This is a genomic window from Nocardia canadensis (genome assembly GCF_032656385.1).
Lineage (GTDB): Bacteria > Actinomycetota > Actinomycetes > Mycobacteriales > Mycobacteriaceae > Nocardia > Nocardia canadensis.
Map to the genome: position 1 here is coordinate 484,249 of NZ_JAVCWB010000010.1, position 15,713 is coordinate 499,961.

Genomic DNA, 15,713 nt, shown 5'->3' on the forward strand with positions numbered 1-15,713 from the left:
TTCGCTACACGTGTCCCACCAGACCGGACGACTCAGCCGGCCAGCACCGATTGCGCGATGAGTTCCAGCTGACGATCCTCGACCGCCGGCTGGTTGAAAGTCTGGGCAGGTGGTGGCCCGACGGGCCGAAGACCTGGTACGCCCAATTGGGACACCTTCCATGAACTGGCCACGGCCACGTCGAGCGCTTCCGACGACACCTGTCGACCGAAGACCGCCGCGCACAGCACGTGAGCAGCCAGCCTGGGTGGGATGGCATTGCCGATTTGCTGCGACACGTCCAAGCCCGACCACGGGTAGTCGTAGGGAAAGGTTTGAAGCCTGCCCGCATCCTCGGAGCTGACGTTGGCCACATACTTCCCGCGTGAATCGACAATTCGATTCCGCGAGACTTTGCCGGTCACGGTGTACGCCGGCTCGTCGAATCGACGTTCGCCACGAGCGGCCGGATCGCCACCTGTGCCGTAGTTGGAAATGACGACGAACTCATCCTCGCGCCCCAGCGCGTGCTGCATCGATACCCAGGGCTCGCGCTTATCAGCACCATGCCGAGTATTCCCACCCCGAACAAACTTCTGATGCGTTTTCTCCGGCCAGACCACCTCGCCCTCTCGCCGGGCGATCAGGATTGCTCGGCGGCGGGTCTGCGGCACGCCGTACTCTTCGGCGCACAGCACCTTGGCATCGGCGAAGTAACCGTTCTTACGAAGAACCTTCGCGTACGCATCCCACACCGGAAGTACGGTCGGGACCTGCTCGAGGATGATCGTGTCGTAGGGCCGGCCTTGCCGCTTCGCTTGAAGCGCCCACTTGAGAGGTTCGAGGACGAGGCCTGTCCGGACGTCGTCTAGTCCGTCCAGCTCAGGTCGGACGTTGGGATCAGGGGAATCGCCCATCCGCTCCACAAGGTCCAACACATGGGCCAGCCGATTGCGCCCTGCGCCGGCTCCAGCAACCGAATAGGTCTGACAGGGTGGCCCACCTGCCAAGATCTTGGCTCGATAGTCCGACGGTGAGCAATCTGTGACGTCCGAGGCAACCGTGTCGAGCCCCGCGACAGTCCGTGTCGCACACGCGTTGGGATCGAATTCGATGCCGACGGTTTCGATCCCGAGCCATTTCGCCGCAACATCGAGGCCCCCAGGGCCGGCGAACAGGTCGACCATCTCGAATCGTGGGGCTTCGGGGACTGCAGGCGGCATCCGACGATCTTAGTCGGCATTCAGGCACAGAAGCATGCACCCCGGCCGAGCTGCGACTACTGGCCTGCCGCACGCACTACCCGCTGAACGGAAGCGCCGCGCACGTGTCCCACCGGTAGGTCCGGCCTTCGCGCCGGACCACCACCAGTTCGACCTGGTGCACCCGCACTGTCACTGGATCGGCGGCTCGCAGGCAGGGCACGGCTTCAATGAGCTCGGCGGCGAGCCGACGGTGAGGTCGAACGGCTTCGTCGCGGAGTGCCGGTCTCGAACAAGCGAGATCGCGCGGTCGATCTGCGCGTCAGCGACAGTCGACGTGCTGCCCATCCCCATGATGGTGAAGTGCAGGCCGACCAGCGGGACGGGATCGAGCGCGTCTTGTGTGAAGGTATTCTGACCCCGTGTGCCGTGGGGCTACTGTTTCACCGTCCAGTGGTCCCGCAGAGCACCGATCGCGGTGAGGGAATCCCCCCGTCGTTTCGCATGAGGACGTCGTGATCCGAGGTGGCCCGCGACAGCTGTTTCGGGAACGGAATACGCGATGCCATGCCCGACGGCCTGTCTCTCGATGCCGAATTTCACGGCGAGCATACGGTCTGGATGGATGTTCCCCACATGGCATCACCCATCGGCATCGAAGGTCCTGCGTGTCAAGGGACACATGCTGTGAAACTTCGTCGGTGGGACGTCGGTTCACATGTATTCGTGTCGTTGTTTTCGTTGTTGTGCACAGATCTTCGTGAAGTTGGGGGTCGGGGGCGGGTGGAGGCGGCATCCTCGGGGGTGAGTTCGCGTTACCCAGGAGTCACATGACGAATCGAAGTGACCGTGAGGGTGGCGTGCCCGTGGCGCTGCCCTCGCTACAGAGTTTGCCTGCTGATGAGGCCAGGGACTTGTTCGAGTTGATGCGGGCGGCGGTGACGTTCGAGGCGAAGGCGTTGGACAAGTCGATCGACTCGATGTTGGGGGCGTTGCCCCGGCCGTTTCGCGCGGTGACGAAGAAGATCATGTTCGGCGGCAGATGACGGATCTGACTACGCGGGCGCAGTTGATTCTGCTGGCTCGCACGCTGCATGTTCATCCTCAGCGGGTGCAGCATCTGCGGTATCTGGGGGCCGATCGGTTGCACGAGTTGCAGCAGCAGATCGCGGGGGTGCTGTTCGATCAGCACACCGAGACGTTTCGGCGGATCAGCGCACTGGTGCCGTTCATTCCGCTGTCGATCTCGATTCCGTTGGTGCAGCGGCTGGTTCCGCCGATGACGACCGGGCGGGCCGCGGGGTCGGTGGGGGTGGAACATCCGGTCAAGGCCGCGGAGACGTTGATGATGCTCGATCCGGGGTACGCGGCGGATTGCGCGCCCTACCTGGATCCGCGGGCGATCGCGCAGCTGGCGGATGTGGCGCCGCCGGGGCCGGTGGTCGAGATCGTCAACGAGCTGCTGCGGCGGTGTGACTACGTGACGGCGGGGCCGTTCCTGGCGTGCGCCACACCGGAGCTGATCGCCGCGGTCGAGGCGGACGTGCACGACGACGCGGGGCTGATCCACTCCGCCGCGTACTCCTACGATTCCGAGATCCTGAGCTCGGTGATCCGGCAGTTGCTCGATGGGCCGCATCGGCGGATTCCGCGGATGGCGCAGGCGGTGATGGCGGGGCGGCCCGCGCTGCAACACGCCGCGCTGTCAGTGTTCTCGCGGTGCGCGCCGGATGTGATCAGCCGGGTCGGCGACGTGCTGTTCGGTAGCGCGCCGCAGCGGGAGGTCGCGAATCTGGTGCGCAACGCGATCGAGGTGGGCGCGGTGCCCGAGTTCCTCACGGTAGTCGGGCATCTCACGCCGCTCGGGTTGTGGACGCTGGTGGGGAATTCGGTGTTCACCGATCCGGGGGTGGGCGTCGGGTTGGTCGCGCCGCTCGACGATCGCAGTGATGTGGGGAGCTGGCGGGGGCTGTTCACGTTGATGTCGCGGATGGACGACACCATCCGGGGTGTGGTCGGGTACGCGCTGGCGGCACTGTCGGACGCGACGGTCGCGGAATTGCCGGCGCACGCCACCGAGACCAGTTCCTGGCCTGCGCTTCTCGATCTGGTCGCGGTGTCGGGGCCGGAGGCGCAGGGGCGTTTCGGCGCGGTGTGGTCGGATCTGGTGCCGGAGCGGCGGGCACATCTGCATCGGTGCATCCACGAGCATCACTACGACACTCGGTTGGCGGACATCACGGCCGCGGTCGATCCGGTCGCGGTCGATCAGTTGTTCTTCCGGCGGCGGCGGATGCAGCGGTATCGCAACGGCTGATGACAGAGGTGCCTCGCCGGCCGCCTCGTTACACCGGCGGGCCGCCGCGACGGCCTCCGGAGAACCCACCAACAGGACGATCGCCCACATCAGCGACTTCTCCGAATTCGCCTTCGCGAGTACACGAAGCCCCTCACCGAGGTCTACCGGCGAACGGAGGTGGTCGCATTCGACGGACTTCGCTCCCGCAGGGCACGCGAAACAGAGCGAGTGCACCGCCACACCATCGTGGCTACGGGATCCGGGCCTTCGTGTATTCGACCGCCAGTCCGGGTAACTGGGTAGGGGCGGCGGGCTCACTCGAGGGCTGGATGCGTGTCGGTGGACGAGACAGCGGGGCGAATCCGGGAGAGGGTGGGGTCGACCGGAAACAGCGAGGAGGAGCGGATGTACAGGGTTGCCGATCAGCGGCCTGCCAGTGGCGGGACGGCCGTGGTGGCGGCGGTGCTCGCGCTGCTCGGGGGAATCGCCGGGGCCGTGGGGGTGCTGTTCGGGCTGTTCAGGATGGTGCGGAGCGAGACCGGGGTGTTCGGGTGGGGGATCGCGCCGGGGTGGGTGTCGGTGGTATCCGGGGCGACCTTGCTGGTCGATGTGCTGTCCGCGGTGTCGCTGTCGGTGGGGGCGATTCTGCTGTTCCGGCGACGTGGGGCGGGGCCCACACTGGTGGCGCTGGGAAGCGTCGGGACGTTGGGCGCGTATGTGGTGACGGCGATGTCGACCGCGGTCCAGCTGATGCAGTACGACCTGTCGATCGGGCGTCACCTGGACGCGGTGCTGGGGCAGTCGGTGTTCAACGGGCTGTTCTCGGTGGAGCGCAGTGTGCCGTGGATGGTGTCGGTGCTGCTGTTGGTGTTTCCGGTGGTGGCGTTCGTGCTCGCGGTGCTGCCGTCGACCCGGCGGTGGTGCAAGGCGGCCCGACCGCCCGGCGGTAGGGGGACGCGGGAGCTGGGCAGGCATCCCGGCATACCGTCGATGGCCGGTGTGCCGGGCCGACCAGGGCCGGGCGCACCGCATCAAGCGCTCCACGCCCAGCCTCCGGGGGCCCAGTTCACCGGCGGTGCACCATATCCCGGCATGCCGCCCGTTCCCGACGCACTTGATGCAGGACGGCAGCAAGCTCCCGGCGCCCCGCATGCGGGCGCCCAACCGGCGCTCGGTGCGCTGCACTCGGGAGCCCAGCCCACGCCCTACCCCAGCGCACCGCTGCGGCCCGACGCGCAGCGGCCCGACAGCCCGGCACCGAATCAGGGGGCACCACAGGGATATCAGCGCCCCACTGGACCACCGCAGGATCATCGTCCGCAGGACGGATACCGGGCCTGACAGATCAGGGGACGACAGCGGCGGGAATCTGGGGCAGGGTGTAGGCCTGCACGATCTGGTTCGAAAGGATTCACCTGTGAGCTCGAAACAATCCCACCGTCGCCTGCTCCGACTCGCGCTGACCGGCGCGTTCCTCGCCCTCCCGCTCGTCGGTATCGCCGGTCCGGCCGGCGCGCACGCGGCGCAGCCGCCCGCTGCGGCCGAGTTCGTCGACCGCGGCTGGCACGACCACGACAACGGGCTGCACCTCGGACACAACCCGCTGCGCAAGTGGCTGCATCAGCTGCTGCCGCACGGCGCTTTCGGTAGCTGCGACTGATCGATCGGGGCCTGCTCTCCCCGTGGGGGCAGGCCCCTGCTGTGCGCGGAATTGCCAGCGGCGGTGTGGGATACCCAGAATGAGCGCATCGTTTCGATGCGAGGAGTTCGGGTAATGACACGCGGGCCGTTGGTCTTCTTCGGTGCCGCGGTGGCGGCATTCTGTGGCGCGGTCGGCGCGTTGATCGCGGCGGACCATCTGCTGGGCGAGCGAGAGCGAAAGCTGCTCGCGACGCACTGCGCGGTGGCGGTCGACGTTCCCGGCGGGGCGGTGCTGCTGAACTCGCTCGGGGCCGGGTTGCTGATCGGCACCGTGGTGTTGCTGGCCGGGCTGATCGTGTCGCTGACGCGCGGCGACGCGCGGTGGAAGGTGGGGGCGATTCCGGTGGCGGGGCTCGCGCTCGTCGGGGTCGGCCTGTACGCGGCGCTGGTGACGCTGGCGACGGTGTCGCCCGATGCCATCGAGCCCGGTTCCGCCGACTATCACCCCTGCGTGACCCGAAGCTGAGGACTACGACACGGCGCGGAACCGTGATCCCCATTCCGCCAGCCGCTCGGTCAGTTCCGGCGGGCCGAGGACGCGGAACTCGGCTTCCACCTTGCCCAGCAACAGGATCGGCCAGTCGAGGTTGTCGACGGTCATCTCGATGTGGGAGCGGTCGGCGGGCAGCGCGGTGACGGCGCACCAGCGGCCGACGCGGGCGTGGACGTCGAGGGCGGGCGCTTCGATCTCGGCGGTGACGGTGTACCCCGTTCGGCGCGAACCCATTCCGTCGCGGACGAAGGTGACGGCGTCCGGAGCGGGCAGGTCGCGGGGGCGGAACCGGATGCCGGTGGCGCGGGAGTCGGTGAGACGGTCGACGCGGAAGTTGCGCCAGTCGTGGCGGGTCAGGTCGTAGGCCACGAGATACCAGCGGCGGCCCAGCGAGACCAGGCGGTGCGGTTCCACCTCCCGCGCGCTGGTGCGGCCGTCGGCGGCGGTGTAGATGAAAGTGAGACGTTCCTCGCCGCGGCAGGTCAGCGCGAGGTCGGTGAGCACGGCCGGGTCGACGTCGGAGAGCGGGACGGCGTTCCAGCCGGCGGAGACGGTCATGGCGCGCAGCGCGTCGACCCGGCGGCGCAGGCGGGTGGGCAGGACAGTGACGAGTTTGGCCAGGGCGCGGACCGACGGTTCGGCCAGGCCGTCGCCCGCGCCCTGGGAGCCGGCTTGCAGGCAGACGGTGATGGCGACGGCCTCGTCGTCGTCGAGGACCAGCGGCGGGAGCGCGGCGCCCGCGGCGAGCTGGTAGCCGCCGTCGACGCCGGGCCGGGCGTCCACCGGATAGCCGAGCTCACGCAAACGATCGATGTCGCGGCGCAGCGTCCGTGGCGAAACACCGAGCCGCTCGGACAGTTCCGTGCCCGGCCAGTAGCGATGGGTCTGCAGCAGAGACAGCAGACGGAGGGTGCGAGCGCTCGTGTCGGCCATGTTTTCCATTCTCCCGCACATTGCGGACAGAAAGTGACCGCAATGGGTTCTACCTTGGCTTTCATACCGACAACGAAGGGAAACCAGCTCATGACCACCACCGCGTCCCCCCTCCTCGACACCGAGCGCACCGACCTGCTGGAGATGCTGGCCAAGCACCGCCACTTCCTGCGTTTCACCACCCGCGAGCTGACCGACGAGCAGGCCCGGATGCGGACCACCGCCAGCGAGCTCACCCTGGGTGGGCTGATCAAGCACGTGGCGGCGGTCGAGGCGAACTGGGCGAAGTTCATCGTCGAGGGGCCCGCGGCCGGACCCGATTTCTCCTCGATGAGCGAGGCGGAGATCGCCGAGTGGAGCAACAAGTTCGTGCTGCTGCCGGACGAGACCCTCGCGGGCGTGCTGGCCGAGTACGAGCAGGTGGCCGCGCGCACCGACGAGCTGGTGCGCACGCTGCCGGACCTGAACGTGTCTCAGCCGCTGCCGGAGGCGCCGTGGTTCGAGCCCGGCGGACGCTGGAGCGCGCGCCGGGTGTTCATGCACATCATGACCGAGACGGCGCAGCACTCCGGCCACGCCGACATCATTCGGGAATCGCTGGATGGAGCGAAGTCGATGGGCTGAGCTCGGACTGGATGGCCTGGGCCGCCGCGCGATGCTCGGCGGCGGCGTCCGGGTCGGTGGGTTCGAGCACGTCGGCGATGCCCTGGTGCGCGAGCGCCTCGGCGAGGCGGTAGCCGAGTTTCGGTGCCAGCTCCAGGGTCTGCCGGTACAGGCGCAACGCCTCGTCGGGAAGACCGGCCAGCCGGCAGGTTTCGGCGTAGCCGTTGAGGAAGTGGATCTTCCAGTGCTCCTCGAACAGGTCGTCGAGCAGGGCGAACGCCTCCCGATGGCTGGCGAGGGCCTGTTCGTAGCGGCCCATCCGGCGCAGCGCGACGCCCTGGCAGTTCAGGCACCAGGCCTCGTTGTGCTTGTGGCCGTCGGCGCGAGCCGAGGCCAGCGCGCTGCTCAGGTGCGCGAGCGCCTCCTCCGGCGCGTCGGCGGCGATCGCGACACCGAGGGTGATCTGGGCCTGCAGCGACGGCGGCCAGGTCGGATTGTCGGCGGGGACCGCCAGCGCCTCGCGGGCCAGCTCGGCGGCCTGCTCGCGATGGCCCAGCTGCAGCATGGCCCACGCCTCGCTGGCCATGGCGTCGGCGGCGCTCATCGGGCAACCGCTGCTCGCGTAGAGGTCGCGGGCCTGGCGGAACAGTTCGAGTGGTTCCTCGGTATCGCCTTCGTCCCAGCGTAATTGGGCGCAGCGCATGGTCAGCTCGGCGCGCGGCAGCGGGTCGCCCGCGGCCGCGACCAGCGGGGCGGCGGCGGCGTAGGCGGCGGCCGCCTCGGTCATCCGGCCCGCGTTGTAGCGGGCGAAACCAAGGTCGCTGTGCGCTTCGGCGAGCTGGCGGGGGTCACCGAGATGCTGTGCGGCGGTCAGGGATTGCTCGAACAGGGCATTGAGGTGGGTGGTGCCGCACCGCCGGGCGAAGAACGCGCGCATGAAGCGCGGCAGCTCGCACACGTGGACGTTCGCGCCCACCTCGACGGCCGCGTAGAACACCGCCATCAGGTTGGTGTACTCGGAGACGAACCAGAAGAACGCGGCGTCGCGGCCGGGGAAGGTCGGTAGGTCGGCCGGGGGCGAGCCCGCCGAGACGGGGCGGGTGGGCGACAGGAACGGCATCGCGGCGTCGGCGGCGGCCGCGGTGTGCACGTAGTAGTCCAGGACCCGGCCCAGCGCGCGCTCGCGGTCGGCGTCGGAATCGTGTTCGAAGGTGGCGTGGCGGGCGTGCTGCCGGACGAGATCGTGCAGGCGGTAGCGGCCCTCGGCCGGCTGCTGGACCAGGTGGGCGTCGAGGAGATCCTCGAGCATGGTGCGCGCGGTGCGCAGCGGCACATCGGCGACCGCGGCGGCGACATAGTCGGTGAAGGTGGAGCCGGGGATCAGGCCGAGCAGCCGGAACAGACGGCGCTGATCCCGGTTGAGCTGACGCACCGACATGCCGAACGCGGTGTCGAATTCGGTGGCGCCCTCGGCCATTCGCTCGACGAGGATGCCGACCGACCAGCCCGGACGGTGCCGCAACCGGGCCGCGGCCAGCCGCAACGCCAGCGGCAGATTGCCGCACAGCCGCAGCACCTCCGCGGCCTGCTCCGGCTCCCGCGCGAGCCTGCCGTCGGGTCCGCGCGCGTCACCACTGGCCCGGACCAGCAGTTCGGCGCTCTCCTCGGCGGTGAGCACGTCGAGGGTCACCGGCGGCACCTCGTCGAGCTCGAGCAGCCGATTGCGGCTGGTGATGATGGCGACCGACTCGCCCGCGCCCGGCAGCAGCTGGCTGACCTGCGCCGCGTCGGCGACGTTGTCGAGCACGACCACCGCGCGCAGCCGGGCCAGCTCCGAGCGCCAGCACGCCGCCCGCAACTCGACGCCACCGTCCTGCGGCACCTTCTCCGAGGGCACCTGCAGGGCGGCCAGCAGGGCACGCAGGGCGGCGTCGGGGTCCAGCGGCTGGCGGCCGTCGGTGAAACCGTGCAGGTCGAGATAGAGCTGGGCGTCGGGGTAGTCGGCCGTCAGCTGGTGCGCGGCGTGCACGGCGAGGGAGGTCTTGCCGACGCCGGCCATGCCGTCGATGGCGACCACGCGGTCGGCCCGGACGGCGGCCAGGACATCGGCCAGCGCCTGTTCCCGGCCGGTGAAGTCGGGGACGTCGCGGGGCAGGTCGTTACGCGGCGGCGGTGGGGCGTCGGCGGGCGGGCTCGGCGGCGCGACCTGTCGACTGGTCTTCGGCGGCGCGGGCAGCGGGTTGTTGGCGCGCTCCCAGAGCGGGCGCAGCGGACGCGGATCGCGTTTGACCAGGCGGCACAGTTCCAGCACGGCGGGCCACGGCGGCACCGTCTGCCCGCTGAGGTAGCGCGACAACGACGACGAGCTCAGCCCGGTGTCGCGAGCCAGCGCGCGCACGCCGCGGCCCGACAGCTCCTGGATCAGGCGCAGGCGCGCCGCGAGTTCGTCCTGCGGGTAGGCCTTCGCCGTCTGCTGTTGCACAACCACCGTTTCCCACTGTCGCTGTCCCGGCCCGGATCAGGAAGTTTCCCGAGGACAATCGGGAGGTCAGGGCCGTTTTCCACTGTCCCACAGTGTCCCACAGCCATCGTTTTCCGGCGCACGACGGGCTGTTATTGGGTCACACCGCAAGCAGCGGAGAACAACGGGAAACAAGGAGAACGACATGCAGTCTCGGATGCAGAACCCGGCCATGGTCCTCACCGACGCGATGGGCCCGATCCAGCAGGTCCTCAAGGCCGTGCAGACCGGCGGCGTCGACGGCGAGATCCTGGAGCTGGTGCACCTGCGGGTCAGCCAGATCAACGGCTGCAGCGCCTGTGTCGACGGCGGCACCAAGACCGCCCGCAAAGCCGGCGTCAGCGAGGATCGCCTCGCCACCGTCGTCGCCTGGCGGGAGACCCCGTACTTCACCGACGAGGAGCGCGCCGCCCTCGAGCTGGCCGAGGCGGCGACCCGCCTGGCCGACCGTCCCAACGCCGTCACCGACGAGATCTGGGACGCGGCCGCCAGCTACTTCGACGAGCGCCAGCTCGCCTCGATCGTGCTGATGATCGGCGTCACCAACATGTTCAACCGGCTCAACGCCACCACCCGCCAGATCGCCGGCGCCTGGGGCTGAGCCCCGTCCGACCCCCACCCCCTGATCCACCGAAAGGAACCTTCGAGATGACCACCAACCAGTCCCACAAGAAGAGCTCGCACGGGGGTTTCTCCCGGTGGATGCAGCACCGGATGAACGCCAGGATGAACCGCAAGGTCCGCTCGGGCCACGGCACCTTCATGGGCATGGACGTGCTGATCCTGCACACCATCGGCCGCCGCAGCGGCGAACCGCGACAGACGCCGATCTCCTGGTTCGCTGACGGCGACTCCTGGCTGCTGGTGGCCTCGGGCGGCAAGAACGGCCACCCCGACTGGCATCTCAACCTGATGGCACACCCGGACCAGGCCACCATCGAGCTGCCCGGCGAGGCACCGCTGCCGGTCACCCCGCGCGTGCTGACCGGCGCGGCGCGGGCCACGGCCTGGGAGTCCATCACCGCCGCGCAGCCCCGGTACGGCAAGTACCAGGCCAAGAGCGAGCACGAGTACGCGGTGGTGCGGCTCAGCCCGCGCTGACCGGACGCGAACTCACGCGGGCAGCAGCCGGCCGATCACCTCGGCCAGCTGCCGCACCGTGCGGCATTCGTGCATGGTGACGATGTCGGTGTAGACGTGGGCGGCCGAGTCACCGGTCGACCACGAGCGCGACGGCTCCGGATTGAGCCAGTACACCGCCTTGGCCCGTTCGGTCATCGCTTGCAGCGCGGCCAGATTCGGGTCGGTGCGGTTGGTGCGGGCATCGCCGAGGATGAGCACGCAGGTACGTGGGCCCAGGGCGTCGAGGTAGTGGTCGACGAAACCCTGGAAGGACTCACCGTAGTTGCTGGAGCCGAAGCGGGCCACGCCGGCGTCGCGGACGATCTCGCGCGCGAAGCCGGCCGGGGGCGGTTCACCGGGGGTGAAGTAGTCGGTGATCTCGGCGCACACGTCGACGAAGCCGAAACTGCGGACCCGGCTGAACTGGTCCTGCAGGGCCTGCACCAGTTGCAGGGTGAACTCGGCGAAACCGGTCACCGAACCCGAGACATCGGCCAGCACGACGAGATCGGGGCGGCCGTGGCGGCGGGCCCGCAGCACCGGATCGATGGGGACACCACCGGTGGCCATCGAACGGCGCAGGGTGCGGCGCAGGTCGATCTGCCCGCGCACGGCCTTCTTGCGGCGCACCGCCAGGCGGGTGGCGAGCTTGCGGGCCAGCGGATGCACCAGACGCCGCATCTCGGCCAGGTCCTGCTCGCGAGCACCGAGGAAATCGGTACTGTCCGCGCCGGATTCGACGCCGCGGCGCGCGATGTAGTCGGTGCCGCGCAGCTGCGCCGAGCGCAACCGGGCCTCGGCCTGCACCTGCGCGCGGAACTGCTCCACCCGGCGACGTGCCTCGATCGTGTGCACTGCCGCGTCGAACTGGCCTGTCCCGCCCATGGTCTGCGCGACCTGTTCGGAGATCTCGTCCGGGCGTAGCGATTTCATCGTCAGATACGACGACCAGCCCGCGCCCGACGCCGAGGTGACCCGGCCCGCGCTCTCCCCCGCGCCGCCGTAGGCACCGAAGGTATTGAGCGCCTCCCTGGCGAGTTCGGCGGTGTCGGCGCCTTGAATCAGCGCCGCGATGACCCGCTCGCGCAGCGGATCGGCATCCTCGTCCGCCACGGCGACCGGCCGGGCGCCGTCGAGGAAGTAGAGATCGAAGAGCTGATCGAACACCGCGCGCTGGCCGTTGCGGCGCAGCAGGCAGGCGGCCAGGCCCGAGCGCAGCACCCGGGAGTCTGCGGTGCCGAGGGCGACGATCGTCGCCGCGGCGTCGACGGTCTCGCTGGGGCCCGCGTGGATGCCGTGTTCGCGCAACAGCCCGACGAAGCCGACCAGGCGATCCGACATCGGTGCTTCGACACCGCCGTGCGCCGCCACGATGGTCACCACGCCACGGCGCCGGTCATCGGGCCACGCTGCCGTCGGTCCGATCGTCGAGACCGAGCCGTTCGATCGCCACCCGATGATCGGACTGGTACTTCAGCAGCACGCCCAGGGTGGCGCGGACAACGCCCGCGCTGAGCGTGCGGCTACCCAGCGCGACCAGGGTCTTGGCCCAGTCCACGGTCTCGGCGATCGAGGGTGCCTTGCGCAGCGACAGCTGCCGCAACGCGCTCACGGTCGCCACGACCGGCTCGGCCAGGTCCGCGTCCAGTTCGGGCACCTTGAGCCGGACGATCGCCTTCTCCAGTTCGGCCGCCGGATAGTCGATGTGCAGGTACAGGCAGCGCCGCTTCAGCGCTTCGGACAGGTCGCGGTTGGCGTTGGAGGTGAGGATCACGAAGGGCTTGCGCACGGCGGTGACCGTGCCGAGCTCGGGAATGCTCACCTGGAAATCACCGAGCACCTCCAGCAGCAGGCCCTCCAGCTCCACATCGGCCTTGTCGAGCTCGTCGATCAGCAGCACCGTCGGATCGGGGTTGCGGATGGCGGCCAGCAGCGGACGGGCGAGCAGGAACTCCTCGGTGAAGACGTGGTCGCGGGTGCCCTCCCAGGTCTCCCCCGAGGTCGCGGTGATCCGCAGCAGCTGTTTGGCGTGGTTCCACTCGTAGAGCGCGCGGGCCTCGTCGATGCCCTCGTAGCACTGCAGGCGGATGAGCTGGGCCGAGACCGCCGCGGCGACGGCCTTGGCGAGCTCGGTCTTGCCGACGCCCGCGGGCCCCTCGATCAGCAGGGGCTTGCCGAGGTGATCGGCCAGGAAGACCGCGGTCGCGATGTCGAGGGACGGCAGGTAGCCGGCCGCGGTCAGCCGGTCCTGCACCTGGTCCACCGAGGCAAAGAACTTACTCATCGGTAACCAGTGTAGGCGGCGAGGACCTCAGTAGGCGTGCGGGGCCGCGGTGATGCGGCCGGAGTCGATGGCGGCGAGCAGAGAGTGGCGGTCGGCGAGGGTCTGGTCGCCGTAGGCGAGGCCGAACTCGCCCATCGCGCGATCGAAAACGTCGCCCTTGCCGAGGTAGGCGGCGATGGCGACGCGATCGCCGGAGCGCGCGTGCGCACGGGCCAGCACCGAGCCGCACAGCTCCGCGTACTGGGCCAGCTCGCTGTGGGTCTGATTGGCGACGTCGGCGGAGCCCTTCATGTCGCGCAGCTGCCGCATGTAGAAGAACCGGCCGGCCGGCCCGGTCGCCCAGGCCAGGAAGACATCGCTGGCCGACTGCATCAATCGCTGCCCGACCACCACCCGATGCCCCTGGTGGTGATACTTGCTCGGATTCAGGTGCGGCGCCAGCACCGAGGTCTCGGCCTCCTTGAGCTGCAGGAACAGCGGGCTGCCCGTCTCCTTGTCCATCATCAACGCGATGAAGCACCGGGTGCCGACGCTGCCGACACCGACCACCTTCATCGCCTGATCCACCAGGCGGTGCCGGTCGAGCAGGATCCGGCGCTCGTCGGGCAGGCTACGGCGGAAGTCGGCGAAGACCTCCTTGATGATCTTCTCGTCCGGCACCTCGATCGGCACCAGCAGCGGCGGCTGGTTCTTGATGCGTGGAATACCGTTCGCGTCGGGCTCGGTGAGCTTGTTCAGCGCCTGCAGACTCGTCTTACCGCGGGCGGTGCTGATGGCACGGTCGAGCTTCTTGCGCACCTTCGGCTTCTGAATCAGGTCGTAGACCTGCTCGGCGTCGACCCGCTCGTACCAGACCGACATGCTGTCGGCCTCGGCGAGCATGTGCATGGCCTCGCGGTAGCCGCGGGCGGCGGCTTCGACGGCGGTGGCGGCTCGATCGTCCTCGCACCCGTTGTCGCGAGCGGCCACGGCGACACTGGCCGCGAGGCGTTTGACGTCCCACTCGAACGGACCGGGCAGGGTCTCGTCGAAATCGTTGACGTCGAAGACCAGGTTGCGCTCCGGCGAGGCGTAGAGCCCGAAGTTCGACAGGTGGGCGTCACCGCAGAGCTGCACCGTCAGGCCGGTGTTGGCGCTCTTGGCCAGATCCGCCGCCATGATCGCGGGCGCGCCGCGCAGGAAGGTGAACGGGGACAGACTCATCCGGGCATACCGGATGGGCACCAGCTCCGGCACCCTGGTCATGGCCTGACGCTCCAGAATGGTGACCGGATCCTCCCGGTCCGGCCCCGCGCCCCACTCCCCCAGTTCCGAGCGCGAGATCCGTTTGCGCGCCGCCTTGCCCTGTGCGACCGCTTCGTCCGCGAAGTCCTCCACCGTCTGATTCGTCATCGAGCAAGTCTCGCGCTATCGGTGATCAACAGCAAGGACGCGCGCCGAACCCGACCTCAGCGGCCGATCGGCAAATCGATGGCGAAGGGCCCGCTCGCGCGCGGCGAACGGGCCCTTCGACAGCGAACAGCGAGAACTTACGCGGTCTCGGTGATCGGGCGATCGACCCAGCTCATCAGGCCGCGCAGCTTGGCGCCGGTGACCTCGATCGGGTGCTCGGCGTTCTCCTTGCGCAGACCCTCGAGCTCCTTGTTGCCGCCCTCGACGTTGGCGACGAGGCGCTTGACGAAGGTGCCGTCCTGGATGTCCTTGAGGATCGCCTTCATGCGCTCCTTGGTGTCGGCGTCGATGACGCGCGGACCGGACAGGTAGCCACCGAACTCCGCGGTGTCGGACACCGAGTAGTTCATGCGCGCGATGCCGCCCTCGTACATGAGGTCGACGATCAGCTTCAGCTCGTGCAGGACCTCGAAGTAGGCCATCTCGGGGGCGTAGCCCGCCTCGACCATGACCTCGAAACCGGTCTTGACCAGCTCCTCGGTGCCACCACAGAGGACGGCCTGCTCACCGAACAGGTCGGTCTCGGTCTCTTCCTTGAAGGTGGTCTTGATGACGCCGGCGCGGGTGCCGCCGATGCCCTTGGCGTAGGACAGCGCCAGCGCCTGGCCCTCGCCGGTCGGGTCCTGGTCGACGGCGATCAGGGCCGGAACGCCCTTGCCGTCGGCGAACTGACGGCGCACCAGGTGGCCGGGGCCCTTCGGGGCGACCATCGCGACGGTGACGTTGGCCGGAGCCTTGATCAGACCGAAGTGGATGTTGAGGCCGTGGCCGAAGAACAGCGCGTCGCCGTCCTTCAGGTTCGGCTCGATGTCGTTGGTGAAGATCGACGCCTGGGCGGTGTCGGGCGCCAGCACCATGATCACGTCGGCCCACTCGGAGACCTCGGCGGGGGTGCCGACGGTCAGACCGGCCTCTTCGGCCTTCGGCCGCGACTTCGAACCCTCAGCGAGGCCGACGCGGACGTCGACACCGGAGTCGCGCAGGCTCAGCGAGTGCGCGTGGCCCTGGCTGCCGTAGCCGATCACGGCGACCTTGCGGCCCTGGATGATCGACAGGTCAGCGTCGTCGTCGTAGAACATCTCGACTGCCACTGTGGAGTCCCTTCTGGATAATTTCTGGTGGGT

16 protein-coding genes are annotated in these 15,713 nt (G+C 69.0%); 7 read left to right on the forward strand and 9 right to left on the reverse strand.

Going from position 1 to position 15,713, the window contains the following annotated elements:
• Positions 1-32: 32 nt before the first annotated feature.
• The 3 genes from Q7X29_RS25895 to Q7X29_RS25905 form a co-directional block, all read right to left on the reverse strand.
• The gene (locus tag Q7X29_RS25895) at positions 33-1,166 is read right to left on the reverse strand and encodes a DNA cytosine methyltransferase (protein WP_255587984.1); all 1,134 of its coding nucleotides are present in this window, start codon (positions 1,164-1,166) and stop codon (positions 33-35) included.
• A 207-nt stretch (positions 1,167-1,373) separates the two neighbouring features.
• On the reverse strand, positions 1,374-1,529 hold the full coding sequence (locus tag Q7X29_RS25900) for a hypothetical protein (RefSeq protein WP_316575625.1): 156 nt from the start codon (positions 1,527-1,529) through the stop codon (positions 1,374-1,376).
• Between the two features lie 478 nt (positions 1,530-2,007).
• On the reverse strand, positions 2,008-2,283 hold the full coding sequence (locus Q7X29_RS25905) for a hypothetical protein (protein ID WP_218719291.1): 276 nt from the start codon (positions 2,281-2,283) through the stop codon (positions 2,008-2,010).
• Positions 2,284-2,292: 9 nt separating this feature from the next.
• On the opposite strand from Q7X29_RS25905, the gene Q7X29_RS25910 reads away from it, so the two are divergent.
• From Q7X29_RS25910 to Q7X29_RS25925, 4 genes are all read left to right on the forward strand, one after another.
• On the forward strand, positions 2,293-3,498 hold the full coding sequence (locus Q7X29_RS25910; RefSeq protein ID WP_316575626.1) for a hypothetical protein: 1,206 nt from the start codon (positions 2,293-2,295) through the stop codon (positions 3,496-3,498).
• 387 nt (positions 3,499-3,885) lie between these two features.
• Positions 3,886-4,821 carry a G protein-coupled receptor family protein gene (locus Q7X29_RS25915; protein WP_316575627.1) on the forward strand — a complete coding sequence of 312 codons (936 nt, stop codon included), beginning with the start codon at positions 3,886-3,888 and terminating at the stop codon, positions 4,819-4,821.
• Between the two features lie 76 nt (positions 4,822-4,897).
• A complete protein-coding gene (locus tag Q7X29_RS25920; RefSeq protein ID WP_218719217.1) occupies positions 4,898-5,140 on the forward strand; it encodes a hypothetical protein in 243 nt (80 codons plus the stop codon).
• 114 nt (positions 5,141-5,254) lie between these two features.
• Positions 5,255-5,647, forward strand: a complete 393-nt coding sequence (locus Q7X29_RS25925) for a hypothetical protein (RefSeq protein WP_316575628.1) — start codon at positions 5,255-5,257, stop codon at positions 5,645-5,647.
• Between the two features lie 3 nt (positions 5,648-5,650).
• Here Q7X29_RS25925 and Q7X29_RS25930 read toward each other — a convergent pair whose 3' ends face one another.
• The gene (locus tag Q7X29_RS25930) at positions 5,651-6,607 is read right to left on the reverse strand and encodes a helix-turn-helix transcriptional regulator (protein WP_316575629.1); all 957 of its coding nucleotides are present in this window, start codon (positions 6,605-6,607) and stop codon (positions 5,651-5,653) included.
• A 90-nt stretch (positions 6,608-6,697) separates the two neighbouring features.
• On the opposite strand from Q7X29_RS25930, the gene Q7X29_RS25935 reads away from it, so the two are divergent.
• On the forward strand, positions 6,698-7,231 hold the full coding sequence (locus Q7X29_RS25935) for a DinB family protein (protein ID WP_316575630.1): 534 nt from the start codon (positions 6,698-6,700) through the stop codon (positions 7,229-7,231).
• Here Q7X29_RS25935 and Q7X29_RS25940 read toward each other — a convergent pair.
• Complete coding sequence (locus Q7X29_RS25940; protein WP_218719211.1) at positions 7,191-9,698, reverse strand: tetratricopeptide repeat protein; 2,508 nt, start codon at positions 9,696-9,698, stop codon at positions 7,191-7,193. The two genes, Q7X29_RS25935 and Q7X29_RS25940, sit on opposite strands and share 41 nt — an antisense overlap.
• Before the next feature lie 178 nt (positions 9,699-9,876).
• On the opposite strand from Q7X29_RS25940, the gene Q7X29_RS25945 reads away from it, so the two are divergent.
• Together Q7X29_RS25945 and Q7X29_RS25950 are read left to right on the forward strand one after the other, a co-directional pair.
• Positions 9,877-10,332, forward strand: coding sequence for a carboxymuconolactone decarboxylase family protein (locus tag Q7X29_RS25945; protein WP_218719210.1), 456 nt, complete (start codon positions 9,877-9,879; stop codon positions 10,330-10,332).
• 47 nt (positions 10,333-10,379) lie between these two features.
• Entirely contained in the window at positions 10,380-10,832 is a 453-nt protein-coding gene (locus Q7X29_RS25950) for a nitroreductase family deazaflavin-dependent oxidoreductase (RefSeq protein WP_218719209.1), read from the forward strand.
• A gap of 12 nt (positions 10,833-10,844) precedes the next feature.
• Here Q7X29_RS25950 and Q7X29_RS25955 read toward each other — a convergent pair whose 3' ends face one another.
• From Q7X29_RS25955 to ilvC, 4 genes are all read right to left on the reverse strand, one after another.
• Entirely contained in the window at positions 10,845-12,233 is a 1,389-nt protein-coding gene (locus Q7X29_RS25955; protein ID WP_316575631.1) for a vWA domain-containing protein, read from the reverse strand.
• A gap of 16 nt (positions 12,234-12,249) precedes the next feature.
• Positions 12,250-13,137 carry an AAA family ATPase gene (locus Q7X29_RS25960; RefSeq protein WP_316575632.1) on the reverse strand — a complete coding sequence of 296 codons (888 nt, stop codon included), beginning with the start codon at positions 13,135-13,137 and terminating at the stop codon, positions 12,250-12,252.
• Positions 13,138-13,164: 27 nt separating this feature from the next.
• Positions 13,165-14,529 carry a DUF2252 domain-containing protein gene (locus Q7X29_RS25965; protein ID WP_316575633.1) on the reverse strand — a complete coding sequence of 455 codons (1,365 nt, stop codon included), beginning with the start codon at positions 14,527-14,529 and terminating at the stop codon, positions 13,165-13,167.
• Between the two features lie 137 nt (positions 14,530-14,666).
• Positions 14,667-15,668, reverse strand: coding sequence for a ketol-acid reductoisomerase (gene ilvC / locus Q7X29_RS25970; protein ID WP_186817432.1), 1,002 nt, complete (start codon positions 15,666-15,668; stop codon positions 14,667-14,669).
• Between the last annotated feature and the right edge of the window lie 45 nt (positions 15,669-15,713).